16 protein-coding genes and 1 tRNA gene are annotated in these 15,401 nt (G+C 71.7%); 1 reads left to right on the top strand and 16 read right to left on the bottom strand.

The features are described from left to right. Positions 1-32 precede the first annotated feature (32 nt). From ACLQ2S_RS14530 to ACLQ2S_RS14520, 3 genes are all read right to left on the bottom strand, one after another. Complete coding sequence (locus ACLQ2S_RS14530) at positions 33-362, bottom strand: hypothetical protein (protein WP_309222671.1); 330 nt, start codon at positions 360-362, stop codon at positions 33-35. A 142-nt stretch (positions 363-504) separates the two neighbouring features. After that, a complete protein-coding gene (locus ACLQ2S_RS14525; RefSeq protein WP_309222672.1) occupies positions 505-1,338 on the bottom strand; it encodes a Bax inhibitor-1/YccA family protein in 834 nt (277 codons plus the stop codon). Positions 1,339-1,442: 104 nt separating this feature from the next. Further along, positions 1,443-1,523 (bottom strand) — tRNA-Leu (locus ACLQ2S_RS14520). A 102-nt stretch (positions 1,524-1,625) separates the two neighbouring features. On the opposite strand from ACLQ2S_RS14520, the gene ACLQ2S_RS14515 reads away from it, so the two are divergent. Further along, positions 1,626-3,482 (top strand): hypothetical protein, encoded by a 1,857-nt coding sequence (locus ACLQ2S_RS14515; protein WP_425701844.1) that lies wholly within the window; start codon positions 1,626-1,628, stop codon positions 3,480-3,482. Between the two features lie 74 nt (positions 3,483-3,556). On the opposite strand, the gene ACLQ2S_RS14510 is transcribed toward ACLQ2S_RS14515, so the two are convergent. From ACLQ2S_RS14510 to eno, 13 genes are all read right to left on the bottom strand, one after another. Further along, positions 3,557-4,882, bottom strand: coding sequence for an NAD(P)/FAD-dependent oxidoreductase (locus tag ACLQ2S_RS14510; protein ID WP_309222674.1), 1,326 nt, complete (start codon positions 4,880-4,882; stop codon positions 3,557-3,559). Positions 4,883-5,035: 153 nt separating this feature from the next. Then, positions 5,036-5,602: a hypothetical protein gene (locus tag ACLQ2S_RS14505; RefSeq protein ID WP_155215360.1), complete on the bottom strand. Its 567-nt coding sequence runs from the start codon at positions 5,600-5,602 to the stop codon at positions 5,036-5,038. 123 nt (positions 5,603-5,725) lie between these two features. After that, positions 5,726-7,111, bottom strand: coding sequence for a DUF58 domain-containing protein (locus ACLQ2S_RS14500; RefSeq protein WP_425701843.1), 1,386 nt, complete (start codon positions 7,109-7,111; stop codon positions 5,726-5,728). Positions 7,112-7,117: 6 nt separating this feature from the next. Beyond that, the gene (locus ACLQ2S_RS14495; protein ID WP_425701842.1) at positions 7,118-8,125 is read right to left on the bottom strand and encodes an AAA family ATPase; all 1,008 of its coding nucleotides are present in this window, start codon (positions 8,123-8,125) and stop codon (positions 7,118-7,120) included. Then, complete coding sequence (locus ACLQ2S_RS14490; RefSeq protein WP_309222676.1) at positions 8,125-8,712, bottom strand: hypothetical protein; 588 nt, start codon at positions 8,710-8,712, stop codon at positions 8,125-8,127. Before ACLQ2S_RS14490 ends, ACLQ2S_RS14495 begins: the two co-directional genes overlap by 1 nt. Beyond that, on the bottom strand, positions 8,709-9,437 hold the full coding sequence (locus tag ACLQ2S_RS14485; protein WP_155215114.1) for a DUF4129 domain-containing protein: 729 nt from the start codon (positions 9,435-9,437) through the stop codon (positions 8,709-8,711). The genes ACLQ2S_RS14490 and ACLQ2S_RS14485 overlap by 4 nt, the downstream gene beginning before the upstream one ends. A gap of 75 nt (positions 9,438-9,512) precedes the next feature. Further along, positions 9,513-10,253, bottom strand: coding sequence for a uracil-DNA glycosylase (locus tag ACLQ2S_RS14480; protein WP_425701841.1), 741 nt, complete (start codon positions 10,251-10,253; stop codon positions 9,513-9,515). Continuing rightward, on the bottom strand, positions 10,246-10,932 hold the full coding sequence (locus ACLQ2S_RS14475) for a dienelactone hydrolase family protein (RefSeq protein ID WP_155215116.1): 687 nt from the start codon (positions 10,930-10,932) through the stop codon (positions 10,246-10,248). The genes ACLQ2S_RS14480 and ACLQ2S_RS14475 overlap by 8 nt, the downstream gene beginning before the upstream one ends. A gap of 111 nt (positions 10,933-11,043) precedes the next feature. Next, positions 11,044-11,988 carry a Ppx/GppA phosphatase family protein gene (locus ACLQ2S_RS14470; protein ID WP_309222768.1) on the bottom strand — a complete coding sequence of 315 codons (945 nt, stop codon included), beginning with the start codon at positions 11,986-11,988 and terminating at the stop codon, positions 11,044-11,046. A 151-nt stretch (positions 11,989-12,139) separates the two neighbouring features. Further along, the gene (locus ACLQ2S_RS14465; protein WP_309222677.1) at positions 12,140-12,652 is read right to left on the bottom strand and encodes an amino-acid N-acetyltransferase; all 513 of its coding nucleotides are present in this window, start codon (positions 12,650-12,652) and stop codon (positions 12,140-12,142) included. After that, positions 12,649-13,206, bottom strand: coding sequence for a DUF501 domain-containing protein (locus ACLQ2S_RS14460; RefSeq protein WP_309222678.1), 558 nt, complete (start codon positions 13,204-13,206; stop codon positions 12,649-12,651). The genes ACLQ2S_RS14465 and ACLQ2S_RS14460 overlap by 4 nt, the downstream gene beginning before the upstream one ends. A gap of 51 nt (positions 13,207-13,257) precedes the next feature. Continuing rightward, positions 13,258-13,878 (bottom strand): FtsB family cell division protein, encoded by a 621-nt coding sequence (locus tag ACLQ2S_RS14455; protein ID WP_155215117.1) that lies wholly within the window; start codon positions 13,876-13,878, stop codon positions 13,258-13,260. Between the two features lie 29 nt (positions 13,879-13,907). Next, positions 13,908-15,191 carry a phosphopyruvate hydratase gene (gene eno, locus ACLQ2S_RS14450; RefSeq protein WP_425701840.1) on the bottom strand — a complete coding sequence of 428 codons (1,284 nt, stop codon included), beginning with the start codon at positions 15,189-15,191 and terminating at the stop codon, positions 13,908-13,910. Positions 15,192-15,401 lie beyond the last annotated feature (210 nt).

The following is a 15,401-nucleotide window of genomic DNA, read 5'->3' as shown; positions in this document are numbered from 1 at the left end:
CGCCGGTCGCGGCCGGTGCGCGTCCCTGGTGGCTAGAGCGCGGCCCGGGTCGCCGCCACCTCGGTGGCGGCCCGAGCCAGCGCCTCCTCGCCCGCGTCGGCGGCAAGCAGGTCGGCGGTCACCACCCGGAGCTGGTCGGGCAGGGCGAGGTCGTTGTCGAGCCGGGGTACGGCTCGACGTGGCTGCCCTTCTGCGTCCGCCGCCAGGTTGGCGATCTCCTGCACCAGCCGGTGCACCAGATCCGCCCGGGACACGTTGCCGGTCGACGCGGGTGCCGACCACCGTGGCTGCTGCCAGTGGCCGACCTGCCGGACCAACAGCTCGACCCCCCGCGCCACCTCAGCCCCAGCGTCCGTCTCCACCCCCCGAACTCTACGCACCCGCCCCACCGTCCCGGCGGGTGCCGAACGGTGTGATCGGCGCCCAGGATTCAACGGGCGGGATGACGACGGCGCCCGCCCCGGGGTGGGGCGGGCACCAGTCGGTCAGTCGGCGACGACCAGGTCAGTCTTCGCCCTGGAAGTAGCTCAGCAGACGCAGCATCTCGATGTAGAGCCAGATCAGGCTGACCAGGATGCCGAACGCGGCCACCCAGGAGTAGCGCTGCGGCAGGCCCATCCGGACGCCGTCCTCGACCTCCTTGAAGCTGAGCACGAAGCTCAACGAGGCCACCACGATGCAGACGATGCTGAACCCGATAGCCAGCGGGCTGCCGTCACGCAGGCCGGTGTTGACGCCGAACATGGCCAGCACCAGGTTGATCAGCATGACGGCGAAGAGACCCGCCATCACCGCGATCATGCCCTTGACGAACTTCGGCGTCGCCCGGATGACCCGCGCCTTGTAGAGCATGGTCATCACGAAGAAGACACCGAAGGTGGCGGTGACCGCCTGGAGCACGATGCCGTCGTACATCGACTCGAAGAACTTGCTCACCGCTCCGACGAGGACACCCTCGACGGCCGCGTACGCGACCACGAGCGCCGGGTTCGCCATCCGGGAGAACGAGATGATCAGGCCGAGCACCAGGCCGACGACGGCCGCGCCGATCCAGGCGACGCCGAGCAGCGCGTCGGGCACCAACGCCCACGCCGCCGCGGCGGCGACGCCGACGATGGCCAGGAGGGTGACCGTCTTGACGACCACGTCGTCGATCGACATGGGGGTGACCGCCGGCGGGGCCGACGGGAAGCCGGGCGCGCCGGGGTAACCGGCCTGCGGCGGGTACTGCTGGGGGTAGCCGGGCTGTCCGTACGGCCCGGACGGGGCGTACCCGGCGGCCCGCTCCCGCTCGGCCGCCTGACCGAGCCGAGCGAGCACCGGGTTCGAAGTCTTCACTTTACTGGCCTCCCTAAGGGGGTCGTGGCACGTCAACGCGCCATACAAGAGTAAACGCCCGGCACGGCCCGATGGCGACGGGAAGGCTGAGCGATCGCTGAGAGTGCCCGGGGCGGGGGTCGAACCCGCACGCCTTGCGGCAGCCGCTTTTAAGGCGGCCGTGTCTGCCGTTCCACCACCCGGGCGGGTGACACCGACGCGCCGACACGCACGGTGCAGTGCACACGGTAGCGGGTTCGTCGCCGCTGCGGCGTCCCCCGTCGATCACCGCAGCTAGGGTCGAGGCCGTGAGCAGCGGCCCACCCACCGCCCCCACCGAGGACGTGGCGACATCGGTTGGTCACCCCCTCACCCGGGTACGCCCGCAGCCGCTGCGGCGCTGGGTCCGGGCCGTCGCTCAGCACCGCGCCGACCTGCTGGCAGGGCTGTTCTTCGCGGCGCTCGCCGGCATCCTCACCCACCGGCTCTGGGCCGACCCGAGCGGGCTGGTGCTCGCCCTCAACCCCGAGGACCAGGTGCTCTACGAGTGGTTCCTGGCCGTCGACGCGCGGGCGCTGCTGGGCGACGTCGGTCTGGCCACCGACCGGCTCAACGCCCCGGACGGGGTCAACCTGATGGCCAACACGTCGGTGATCGCCCTCGGTGTGCTGTTCGCCCCGGTCACCCTGCTGTTCGGCGCTCCGGTCACCTTCGTCCTGCTGGTGTCGGTCAACCTCGCCGGTACCGCCACCGCCTGGTACCTACTGTTCAGCCGCATGCTGCGGGCCCACCGGGCCGCCGCCGCGCTGGGCGGCGCGTTGTGCGGCTTCGCTCCCGGGATGGTGTCGCAGAGCAACAGTCACCTGCACATGACGGCGCAGTGGCTGCTGCCGGTCATCGTCTGGCTGGTGGTACGCCTGCTGCGGGCCGCCGACCCCGCCGTCCGGCCCGGGGCGGCTGCCGTTCGGCCCACCGCCGCTGCGGACCGGCGTCGGCTCGCCACCTCCTCAGCAGGGCTCGCCGCCGCCGTCACCGCCCAGGTGCTCATCGGTGAGGAGGTGCTGTTCCTCACCGCGCTCACCCTGCTGGTGATGGCGCTGACGATCATCGTCGTGGACCGTGACCTGGCTCGTCGCGCACTACCCGCCTTCGCCGGTGCGATGGCCCTCGCCACCGGGCTGGCCCTGCTGGTGCTCCTGTACCCGTTGTGGTTCCAGTTCGCCGGTCCCCTCGGCGTCGCCGACGGCATGTTCAGCCCGCACTACTTCTCGGCCGACCTGGCCAGCTGGTGGGCGATCTCACCGCTGTCCCTGCTCGGGGACGAGCGTTCCGCCGACCTGAGCACCGGTCCGGCCGAGTACAACACCTTCCTGGGCTGGCCGCTGCTGGTGGTCACCATCGGGTGCGCCATCTGGCTGGGACGTCGACCGCTGGTGCTGGCCTGCACCGTCGGCCTTGTGGTGATGGGCGCGCTGTCACTCGGCCCCGAGGTGGTCCTCGACGGCGAGGGCACCGGCGTGTCCGGGCCGTACGCGCTGCTCGCCGGCCTTCCGGTGGTCGACGGTTCGCTGCCGATGCGGTTCGCCCTGGCCGCCCCGCCGCTGATCGCGACGCTCCTGGTGTCGGCGGTCGACCGGGCGCTACGTGCCCGGGGCCGCACCCGTCGGCTGACCCTGGTCGCGGTCGCCGTGGCGGTGGTGCCGCTGCTCCCGGCACCGCTGCCCACCGCGCACCGGCCGCCGGTTCCACAGTTCATCACCGATGGCCACTGGCGGGCCTGTGTCGAACCGGGTGGGGTCCTGGTGCCGGTGCCACTGCCCACACCGAAGCAACCCTGGCCGATGCGGTGGGCGACCGCCGCGAACGCCGAGTTCGGCATGCCGGAGGGATTCTTCATCGGCCCGCACGGTCGGGGCGGCAGCGCCGCGATGGGTGTCGCCCCACGACCCACCTCCGCGCTGCTGGCCGAGGTGGCCCGCAGCGGCCTCCGGCCGGTCGTCGGCGACGAGCAGCGCCGACAGGCTGCGGCGGACGTCGAGCACTGGGGCGCCTCGTGCGTGGTCCTGGCGGCCGACACCGCGCACGCCGACAGCCTGCGCCTGACGCTGGAGGCGCTGTACGGCCCGTCGGCCCGGATCAGCGACGCCTGGTTCTGGCGGGTCTGAAGCCGCCCGAACGAATGGCCGGCTGTTAAAAGGGGGCCCCTGCTCTACCGGAGACGATAAGAAGGGGCCCTTCCTTACACCTTGGCCGGTGGCTGGGACGCTTCGGCGAACTCCTCGCGCGGGTCGTGCAGCTGGCCGAGGGCGACCACCTCGCGCTTGAGGACGAACGCCAACGTCCAGTCGACCACCACCCGGACCTTCCGGTTCAGCGACGGGATGCGGCTCATGTGGTACGTCCGGTGCATGAACCACGCCGGCCACCCGGTCATCTTGATGCCGTAGACCTGGGCGACACCCTTGTGCAGACCGAGGCTGGCCACGCTGCCCGCGTGCTTGTGCTTGTAGGCGACCGGCTCCCGGCCCCGGATCACGGCGACGATGTTGTCGGCCATCCGCTGCGCCTGGCGTACGGCGTGCTGCGCGCTCGGCGAGCAGTAGTTGCCCGGCGGCTTGGTCAGGTCCGGTACGGCAGCACAGTCACCGGCACTCCACGCGCCCTCGACCACGCGGTCACCGTCGACCACCTGCAACGTCGGCAGGCAGGTGACCCGGCGGCGCTCCTCGCGGGGGAAGTCGGTCGCGTCCAGCATCGGTGACGGCTTCACGCCGGCGGTCCAGACGATGGTGTCCGCGGCGAAACTGTCCCCGTCGGAGAGCTTGACCACCCCGTCGACGCAGGACTCCAACCGGGTGTCGAGGCGGAGGTCCATGTCCCGCTTCAACAGCTGCTGCACCGTGTAGGCGCCCATGTCCCGGTCGACCTCCGGCAGCACCCGCTGGGTGGCCTCGACCAGCACCCATCGCATGTCCTTGACGTTCAGCTCCGGGTAGTACTTCAGCGCGTGGCGGGCCATGTCCTCCATCTCGGCCAACGCCTCGATGCCCGCGTACCCACCACCGACGAAGACGAAGGTCAACGCGCGACGGCGCACGTCCGGGTCGGTCGTGGCGGCGGCCACGTCGAGCTGTTCGAGCACGTGGTTACGCAGATAGATGGCCTCACCGATGGTCTTGAAGCCGATGCCGTGCTCGTGCAGCCCGGGGATCGGCAGGGTCCGGGAGACCGAGCCCGGGGCGACCACCACGTGGTCGTAGGTGATCTCGCGGGGCGGGCCGACGATCGGCTGCACCGTGGCGGTCTTGTTCGCATGGTCGATTCGGGTGACCGCACCGGCCACCACCGTGCACCGGCGCAACTCCCGGCGCAGCGGCACCACGGCGTGCCGTGGGGAGATGTTTCCCGCCGATGCCTCGGGCAGGAACGGCTGGTACGTCATGTGCGGCTGGGGGTCGACGACCACGACCTCAGCCTCACGGGAACTCAGCTTCTTCGACAGGCGCAGCGCCGCGTAGAGACCGACGTGCCCGGCGCCCACCACAAGGATCCGCTTCGGATTCACACCTCCATCTTTCCCCCACCGGCAGCAGTAATCCCGGCGCGGCCGGCTTCTGTGACCGAGCACAAGCCCGCTGTGACGCCGCTAACGCGGCTGGTGGGAGCAACCCTGAGGCGGTGGCAGCGCTCGCGCTCGGAGGCACTCCAGGCCCCCGCGTCACCTGCGTCGCAGCAGCCCAGCCAGCAACGCGGTCACCCCGACGGCGAGCAGCAGACCGGCGATGGTGACCACCTGCCAGCCTCCGTCACCGGCCCGGACGTCGGCCAGTTCGAGCAGCAGCACGCCGAGCACCGACGTGGCGAGCAACACGCCGGCGGCACGGGTGAGCCAACGCACTATCACGTCCGGGTCCAGCACGGCGTCGTACGGCAACACGGCCACCAGCGCGCAGAGCGTATGGGTCAGGTAGAGCGCCGACGCCACCGCCAGCAGCCGCCACAGCGCGATCGGCCGGTCGTACCCCTCGGTGGCGAGCAGCCACCCGCCGACCGTGACCAACGCGGCGAAGGTCGGCCAGAGCCGGCGCGGCATCAGGGCCGGCAGCACCGCGACCGCCACCAGCGGGCCCAGCGCCTCCCCGACCACGACCTCCACGGGGTACGCCAGCAGCAACCCGGTAAGTGCGCTGAGAAAGATCCCCACCCGGATCAGCAGGGGAGCCAGGGAGATCCGCGTCGCGGCCGTCCGCAGCGCGCGGACCCGCCCGACGATCGACCCCACCATCTCGCTCACCGAGCTGGCCTTCCGTTCGCGACTGCGGGACTCCGCTGCGCTACATTCCTCGCGCTCACCGAGCTGGCCTCTCGTTCGCGACTGCGGGACTCCGCTGCGCTACATTCCTCGCGCTCACCGGCCACCGACCCGGGGGGCGGTGGCCAGCCTCGCCACGTCGCGCAACACCTGGTCGAGGCTGCCGGCACCGGCCCACGGCACCACCGGCACCCCGTGCTCCCGTAGCTGCGCGATCATCGTGTCCCGGTCCAGCCGCCACAGCCGGTACGCCACCTCGACCCAGCCCCGGTCCTTCGGTGGGGGCAGGTCCGCCGGGAGCGTGTCGACGGCCACCACGAACCGTCCCGAACGGGCCAACCGGGCCAACATCTGCGCCGACCGCTCCTCCAGCAACGGGGTGAGCACCACCACCAGCGCGTCCGCCGAGAGCAGTTGCGGCCCGAAGACCTGGTCGTACGGCTCGTGCGGGGAGGACTGCGCCTTCACGTCCAACAGCCACTCCAGCACGGTCAGGTACTGCCGGCGTCCGGTCGCCGGGCGCAACCGCCGGGCGCTCGGGCCGTACTCCAGCAACGCCACCCGGTCGCCCCGGTGCAGGTAGTGCTCGGCGATGGCAGCCGCCGCCCGGACCGTGGTGTCCAACACCGACGCCGTACCGGTGACCCCGCCGGAGCGTCCCGCCTCGGCCAGCACGTCGAGCAGCACCACCACCTCGGCGTCCCGGTCGGAGAGGGTGGCCGCCACGTGCAGTTGCCGGGCCCGCAGCGACACCCGCCAGTCGATCCGGCGCAACCGGTCACCGGGGGCGAAGACCCGTACGCCGGCCAGTTCGCCCCCCTCGCCGGGGCGACGTGAGTGGTGGGCACCGACCAGACCGGCGGCCCGGGGCATCGCCTCGACCGCCTCGAACGGCTCGGTCTTCGGGTACACCTTGGACCGGACCGGTTCGACGATCACCGCCCGCGAGACCAGCAGGCCCTGCGCGGCGGCGACCCGGGCACCCGCCGGGCCCAGCGGATGCCGACCCCACCGCAGCGCGGTGCCGGTCAGTTCCAGGTCGACGACGGTGTCCGGGGCGACCGACGTGACGAACGGACGATCCGCCACCGTCGCTTGACCGGCACCGGACCGCCCGGACCCGACGACGGCGCTACCGGCCAGGCCCACGCGGTCGACCCGCAGCCACGGTGAGATCCGGGTACGCAGCACCGCCACGTCGTAGTGGACCGCACCCGGGTTGCCGACGCTGACCGTCCCGGCCATCCGACCACCCTCCACCAGCGGGTCCTCGTCGGCGCTGAGCCACACCCGGGGCAGGTCGACGGGTCGACGCCGCAACGCGTACGCGGTGCCGAGCGCGAACGGGACGGCCAGCACGATCAGATCCACCCGCCCCAGCAGCACCGCGGCGACCAGGAGCAGGCCGGTGAGCAGCACCGCCCGGCCGAACGCCCAGGTGGGCGTCCAGTTGGGCGGTGCCGGGCGGTCCGGTGCAGTCACGCCGGGTCAGTCTCCCTGCCGACCGGCGGCGTAGCTGGGCAGCGCGCCGCTGGCCGGAGCCGGGGTGCCGTCGAGCACCTCACCGACGACGAAGGACGGATCGACCCGGCGCAGCCACATCTCCGGCCGCAGCGTGATCCGGTGCGCCAGCGCCGGAGCCGCGACGTCCTTGACGTCCTCGGGAATCACGAAGTCCCGCCCGGAGAGCACCGCCCGTACCCGGGACAGCAGCAGCAGCGCCAACGAACCGCGCGGCGACGCGCCCACCAGCACCGACGGATGCTCGCGGGTGGCCGCGGTCAGCGCCACGATGTACCGGCCGACCGAGTCCTCCACCACGACGTCCTCCAGCGCCGCCTGCATGGCGCGCAGGGTGCCGGCGTCGACGACCGGCTTGATGTCGGCCTCCTCCCGGCGGCGCGCCATCCGTCGACGCAGCACCTCCCACTCCTCGTCCTGCGCCGGGTAGCCGAACGACACCCGCAGCAGGAACCGGTCCAACTGCGCCTCCGGCAGCGGGTAGGTGCCTTCGTACTCGATGGGGTTGGCGGTGGCCAGCACGTGGAACGGCTCGTCCAGCCGGTACGTCACGCCCTCCACCGAGACCTGCTTCTCCTGCATCGCCTCCAGCAGGGCCGACTGGGTCTTCGGCGGGGTCCGGTTGATCTCGTCGGCGAGCAGCAGGTTGGTGAAGACCGGCCCGGCCCGGAAGGTGAAGTCACCGCTGCGCTGGTCGTAGAGGAACGAACCGGTGACGTCGGCGGGCAGCAGGTCGGGGGTGAACTGAAGGCGGCGGAAGTCCAGCCCCAGCGCTTGGGCGAAGGACCGCGCGGTGAGCGTCTTGCCCAACCCCGGCAGGTCCTCCAACAGCACGTGCCCACCGGCGAGGATGCCGGCCAACACCAGCTCCAGGGCGTCCCGCTTGCCGACCACGACCTGGCCCACCGCGTCCAGCACCGCCCGAGCGAGGCGACCTACCTCGATGGGGGGCATCGTCCGGCCGACGTCGTTCATCAGATCTTCTCCAGTTCGGCGACGATCGCCGCGAGGTCGCGCGGCGAAGGGGTGCGGCGGGGTGGGGTTTCCAGGAATGTCGACAGGCGCTCACCCAGCAGGATCCGGGCTCGGGCCGGATCCTGCTCGCGGGTGACGCCGTGTTTCAGGCGCAGTCGCTCGTCCGCCAACTCGACCAACCGGGGCAGGATCACGGTGGTGAAGCGTTCCGGGCGAGTCTTGGACCACTCCAGCGGAGTCGCCCACCCGTTGATCGCGACGCGCAGCGCATCCCGGGCGTTCCAGTTGTAGACGCCGGGTTCCTCGCCACCCCGCGACGACGCTCCACCCTGGGCGGACTTCGGAGGTGGGGCCAGGTGGCCGACGATCCGGCGTACCACCAGCAACGCGACCACGGCGGCGACCAACACCAGCAGCGACACCCGCAGCCCGATCGCACGCAGTACGGCGACGGCGACGACGGTGACCGCCGCGGTGACACCGAGCGCCCCGGCGATGGTACGCAGCCGGCCACCCTGCCGTGGCTCGTGCTGGACCGGCCGCTCCTCGGAGAAGCTGAGCAGGTCGTCGATGCTGGTGCTGCTCACACCGTCTCCCGCTCGGCCGGTTCGGTGAGTTCACCGCGCAGCCGCCGCAGCGCCGCCCGGGCCTGGTCCCGGGTCCGCTCGTCGACCGGCCGGGTGGCGTAGCGGGCCTCGCGGTAGACGTTCGCGAACTCGGCCAGCACGTCGGCGCTCACGATCGCCGGCACGCCATTGGACGGGTCTCCGCGGAGCAGCCGGGTGACCAGGTCGGTGGGGGTGTCCCCGGTGAGCCGGGGCACCCCGGCGGCGGCTGCCGCCTCCTCGAGGCGTACCCAGCAGGCGATCACCGCGGTCCGTGGGTCGGTGTCGCGGTCGTCCAGGTCGACCAGACCGGCGTCGACGGCCGCCACCACCTCGGCGGCGGTGCCCTCGGCGCTGCGCCGGACCGGCTGCGCGGGCAACGCCCGGCTGACCCGGCGCGCCACCCCCCGCGCCACGGTCCAGAGCAGATAACTGAGGGCGATCAGCAGTGCCAGCCCGAGTATCGCCACCGCCACCGTGCCGAGCCAGGATGGAATGTGCGTACGGGTCTCCTCGGCGGCCTCGCGGGGTTCGACCGGGATCGAGGGACGCGGCTCCCCGCTCGGGTACTCCAGTACGAAGGGCGCGTCCTTGACTGCGGGCGGTATCCGGCTCGCACCGATCGACGAGTGCGTGGTCGCCAGGGTGACGGCGGCCAGCAGGGCGACCACCACCGTCACCGGCCACCACCTGCGAAGCACGTCCATCGGTTACCTCCGGACCACCGGGGCGTACGGCGGAAGGTCACCAGTGTCGTCCGCCATCGTCACCGCCCCGCAGCCTCAGTCCACCCCGGCCAGCTGTTTCGCCCGAGCGAACACATCGTCCAGCATCTCTGGTGTCAGCCGGCCGGTGAAGGTGTTCTGCTGGCTGACGTGGTAACAACCGAGCAGTTCCGGTACGGCTGTGCCGGACCAGTGTGCCCCATGCCCGAACGACGGTCGCGGGCTGGGCGGACGGACACCGTACGCGGCGCGCAGTGCCGGCCACCATGCCGCCCAGGCGAAGGCGCCCAACGCCACCACCACCCGCAACGTCGGCCGGATCAGCTCGACCTCACGATGCAGCCAGGGCGCGCAGGTGTCCCGCTCGCCCGGAGTGGGCTTGTTGTCGGGTGGGGCGCAGCGTACAGCGGCGAAGATCCTCGTCTCCCGCAGCGTCAGACCGTCGGTGGCTGACACACTGGTCGGTTGATTGGCCAGACCGGCCCGGTGCAGGGCGGCGAAAAGCACGTCACCGGAGCGGTCGCCGGTGAAGATCCGACCGGTGCGGTTGCCGCCGTGTGCGGCCGGGGCCAGACCGAGGATGGCGATCCGGGCCGCCGGGTCACCCATGCCGGGCACCGGCCGTCCCCAGTACTCCTGGTCGCGGAAGGCCGCTCGCTTCGTGCGGGCGACCTCCTCCCGCCAGTCGACCAGGCGCGGGCAGGCGAAGCAGTCGGCGACGCCCGCGTCCAGGTCGGCCAGGTCCGCCGCCCGTGCGGCACGGGCGACGACCTCGGCGGGGGTACGCGACTCAGCCAAGCTTGGCCCGGAAGAGTTCCAGAGTGCGCGCCCAGGCGCTGATGGCGGCCCGTTGGTCGAACTTCTCCGGCCGGTCCTCGTTGAAGAAGGCGTGCGCGGTGCCCGGATAGTCGTGCAGTTGGCAGTTGCCACCGGCGTTCTCGATGGCCTGGCGGACCGCCTGTACGCCCGGGTCGGCGGAGGTGCCGTCCGCCTCGGAGCAGTGCACCAACGCGTCCTTGCCCGCGTAGTCGACCCAGTCGGTACGCATGCCCTCCCAGGGCAGGCGGGGGTAGAAGGCTGCGGTGGCGACGATCCGCTCGGAGTAGTTCGCCGCCCACAGGGCCAGGCTCGCTCCGGCGCAGAAGCCGGCGCAGCCGATCTTGCCGGTGACCTCGGTGCGGCCGGCGAGATAGTCGGCGGCGGCGGCGATCTCGCGCGCCGTCTCGTCCATCTGTGCTCCGTTGAGCAGCCGCCGGGGTTCGCTCGGCTTCCCGGCCGGCTCGCCGTGCCGGAAGTCGGGGGCCAGGGCGACGAATCCCGCCTCGGCGAAACGGTCCACCACCGACCTGATGTGCGGCACGAGGCCCCACCAGTCCTGAATCACGATCACCGCCGGGCTTGCCGCGCCGGTGGCGGGTATCGCGAGATATCCCTCACCGGTGCGGCCATCACCACGGTAGGTCACCATCTCGCCCATCGGCCCGTCCTCCTAGCGGTCAGTCATCGTTGGCTGGTCGCCCAGTGGTCCTACGTGCCGGTAGCCTGCCACGCGGTGACCATTGCCGGGAAGATGCCGGAAGAGTGGCATTCACCTCCTGTTCGCGTTTGCCATGCTCCAGGCGATGCCGTCGAGGATGTCGTGCTCGGAGGCGATCACGGCAGCCATGCCCGCCCGCTCCATGGCCACTCGGAGCACCAACGCACCGGCACCGATCACATCGGCACGGCCGGGGTGCATGACCGGGATGGCCAGTCGCTGCTCACGCGTCATGGCCAGCAGGTCGGCGGTGACCTCCGCCACCCGCTCGTACGACACCCGGGCATGGTGGATGCGGGCCGGGTCGTACCCGGTGAGGCCCTCGGCGATCGCGACCACCGTGGTGACCGAGCCGGCGAGCCCGACCAGCGTGGCCGCCTGCCGTCCCGGCACTGCCGTCAACGCCCGGTCCACCGCGGCAGCGATGTCGGCCTCGGCCGCGGCGATCTCCTCCGGGCTCGGCGGGTCACCGCGCAGGTGCCGCTCGGTCATCCGCACACAGCCGATGTCCACTGAGATCGCCGCCTCGACACCACCGTCCCGGGTGCCCACGACGAACTCGGTCGAGCCGCCACCGATGTCGAGCACCAGGTACGGCGACGGCGCGTCGGCGGGCAGGCCGCGCACCGCGCCGGTGAACGACAGCCGCGCCTCCTCGTCACCAGTGACCACCTCGGGCGGGACGCCGAGGATCCGCTCCACCATGGTGCGGAACTCGGCGGCGTTCTCCGCGTCCCGGCTGGCCGAGGTGGCGCACATCCGCACCCGCTCGGCCCCCAACCGCTCGATCTCGGCGGCGTAGTCGGCGAGCGCGACCCGGGTACGCTCGATGGCCTCCGGGGCGAGCCGACCGGTCGCGTCCACTCCCTGGCCGAGTCGGACTATCTCCATCCGTCGGCTCCGGTCGATCAGGGGTGCGGCCGGTCCGGCCGACGGATCGGGCAGGTCTGCCACCAGCAGACGGATCGAGTTGGTGCCACAGTCGATGGCCGCCACGCGCGTCGTCACAACGGAACCCTACCGCCACCCGCAGCCCGCGACTCCGACCACCACGGTCACGCACGGTAGCGCCATCTCGCTTACTCTCCGGGAGGTGGCCACAGTGGGTGACGGGCGGAGCGTCGCGTCCGCGTGATCGGCGCCCGGGTCAGAGGCGCAGCAGCATGCGGGTGTTGCCCAACGTGTTCGGCTTGACCCGTTCCAGGTCGAGGAACTCGGCGACACCTTCGTCGTAGGAGCGCAGCAGTTGTTCGTAGACCGGGTGCGGCACCGGGGCACCGTCGATCTCGGTGAAGCCGAACGACGCGAAGAACCGGGTCTCGAAGGTCAGCACGAAGATTCGGGCCACCCCCAGGTCCCGGGCCACGTCGATCAGCTCGGTGACGATCCGGTGCCCGATCCGCTGGCCCCGGCAGCTGGGATCGACCGCGACCGTACGGATCTCGGCCAGGTCCTCCCACATCACGTGCAGCGCGCCGCAGCCCACCACCGTGCCGTCGGAGACCCGGCTGGCGACCCGGAACTCCTGCACATCCTCGTACAGGGTCACGGTGGCCTTGCTGAGCAGCCGGCGGTCGTCGGTGTAGGTGTCGACCAGCCGACGGATCGCCCGCACGTCGGCGGTCCGGGCCCGCCGGACCACGACACCGCTGTCGCTCACCCGGCCTCCGGCGCGTCGACGCAGCGTCCGGCCGTCCACCAGGGCTCGATCAGGTCGAGCGTCTCGTCGCCGAACGGGTTCACCCCCGGCCCGGCGGCGAGCGCGTGACCGAGATGGACGTGCAGGCACTTCACCCGACCGGGCATCCCGCCGGCCGAGATCCCCGCGATCTCGGGCACCTCGGCGATGGCCTCGCGGCGGGTCAGGTAGTCCTCGTGCGCCGCGCGGTACCGGGCCGCCAACTCCGGGTCGGTCGCCAGCCGCTCGGCCATCTCCTTCATCAGACCGGCCGACTCCAGCCGGCTGCACGCCGCGGTCGCGCGGGGGCAGGTCAGGTAGAACAGCGTCGGGAAGGGAGTGCCGTCGGCCAGCCGGGGGGTCGTCTCCACCACGTCCGGTAGGCCGCACGGGCAGCGGTGCGCCACCGCCCGGGTGCCCCGGGGCGGGCGTCCGAGCTGCGCGGCCACCGCCGCCAGGTCGGCCTCCGTGGCCGGTTCCCGCTGCGGCGGAGGTACGGAAGCCGCCGCCGGCTCCTGCGGTGGTACGACAGTCACGATGCCATCTCTCGTCGGGTGCTGAACCGTCGGTGTCTCACGCTGTGCTGCTCAGTCCTCGGTCCGGTGGGCGTCGGCGGCCCGCACGCTGGACCAGAGGGTGTCGTACCAGGCATCGGAGACGTCCGTGGGCGTCGGGCTCTCGCCGGTGCCCGCCTCCCGAGCCGCGCCGGCCGGGTCGTCGAGCAGGATCAGCATCTTCTCGCCGGGGCGCCGCATGAAGAACCGCTCCCGGGCCTGGGTCTCGATGTACGCCTCGTCCTGCCACTTCTCCGCCTGCGTGGTCAGCTCCGCGATCAGCTTTCGCTGGGCCGCCTGCGACGCCTCCATCCGCTCGATGTCGGCCTGCTGGTCGAGGTAGACCCGGACCGGATAGGTGTAGGCGAGAGCCAGGGCGATCAACACCGCGAACAGCACGGTCGCCCGGCCGGTGAGACCTCGGGAACGGGGTGCGGACAGCCGCGTCACCGCGCTGCCGGCCGCCGTGCGCCGGGCGGCGGCGGGGCGCTTGGCGGAGCGTACGCTCTCGGCGCCCCGGGCCGCCGACGGCGCCCGACCGGCGGCGGACCGCGAATCGGCGCGGACGCCGCCGTCGCGGGTCACGCCGGGCCGACCGGCGCGGGCCGGCCGGCGGACCGGACGCTGGCCGCCCGGCGTGCGGCGCTGCTGCATCACACCCCTCCCCCGAGGTCCGGCATCCGTCAGGCGGAACGGTAGCGCGGGAAGGCGCCAGCGCCCGCGTACCGCGCCGCGTCGGCCAGCTCCTCCTCGATACGCAGCAGCTGGTTGTACTTCGCCACCCGGTCCGACCGGGCCGGTGCGCCGGTCTTGATCTGACCGCAACCGGTGGCCACCGCCAGGTCGGCGATGGTGGTGTCCTCGGTCTCGCCGGAACGGTGGCTCATCATGCACTTGAAACCGGCCCGGTGGGCCAGGTCCACCGCGTCCAGCGTCTCGGTGAGCGAGCCGATCTGGTTTACCTTGACCAGCACCGCGTTGGCCGCCTGCTCGGCGATGCCCCGGGCGATGCGCTGCGGGTTGGTGACGAACAGGTCGTCACCGACGATCTGGATCCGGTCGCCGATCGCGGCGGTCAGCGTCTGCCAGCCGGTCCAGTCGTCCTCGGCCAGCGGGTCCTCGATCGAGGCGATCGGGTACGCGTCGGCCAGCTTGGTGTAGTACTCGCTCATCTCCGCGGCACTCTTGGCCGTGCCCTCGAAGGTGTAGTTGCCGTCGGCGAAGAACTCGGTGGCGGCCACGTCGAGGGCGAAGACGATGTCGGTGCCGAGCCGGTAACCGGCCTTCTCCACCGCCTCCGCGATCAGGTCCAGGGCGGCGGCGTTGGTCGGCAGGTTCGGTGCGAAGCCACCCTCGTCGCCGAGCCCGGTGGAGAGGTCCTTCTTCTTCAGCACCGACTTGAGCGCGTGGTAGACCTCGGCGCCGGAACGCAGCGCCTCGCGGAAGCTGGGCGCGCCGATCGGGGCGATCATGAATTCCTGGATGTCGACGTTGCTGTCCGCGTGCGCCCCGCCGTTGAGGATGTTCATCATCGGCACCGGCAGCAGGTGCGCGTTCGGCCCGCCCAGGTAGCGGAAGAGGCTCAGGTCGGCACTGCCGGCGGCGGCCTTGGCCACGGCCAGGGAAACCCCGAGGATCGCGTTGGCGCCCAGCTCGGCCTTGTTGTCGGTGCCGTCGATGTCGAGCATCTTCTGGTCGATCGCCCGCTGCTCGCTGGCCTCGTAGCCGATGAGCTGGTCGACGATCCGGTCCTCGATGTTGGCGACCGCCTTCTCCACTCCCTTGCCCAGGTAGCGGCCCTTGTCACCGTCGCGCAGCTCGATCGCCTCGAAGGCGCCGGTGGAGGCGCCGGAGGGCACCGCCGCCCGCGAGATCGTGCCGTCGTCGAGCCCGACCTCGACCTCGACCGTCGGGTTGCCCCGCGAGTCCAGGATTTCCCGGGCCTCGATTACCTCGATGGTTGCCACTGAGTTTGCTCCTCGTTCGTGCGGTCTCGTCCGGTATCGGCCGCGACGGTGCGGCAGAGGCAGGTGTTGAACGCAGCGTATCGGTCCCCGCCCGTCGGCACCGCGACCGGTCGGGTCAACGGTCACTCTCCGGTTCCGACGGGTCGGACATTCCCGGATTCTCGTACCTCAACCGGCAACCGGTTTGCACGACCGGGACCCGATCGACAA

Source organism: Micromonospora sp. DT48 (genome assembly GCF_049844495.1).
In the GTDB taxonomy this organism is placed as follows: Bacteria; Actinomycetota; Actinomycetes; order Mycobacteriales; family Micromonosporaceae; genus Micromonospora.
The sequence above is the reverse complement of the archived record's forward strand: the minus strand, read 5'-3'. Positions and strand labels throughout refer to the sequence as shown.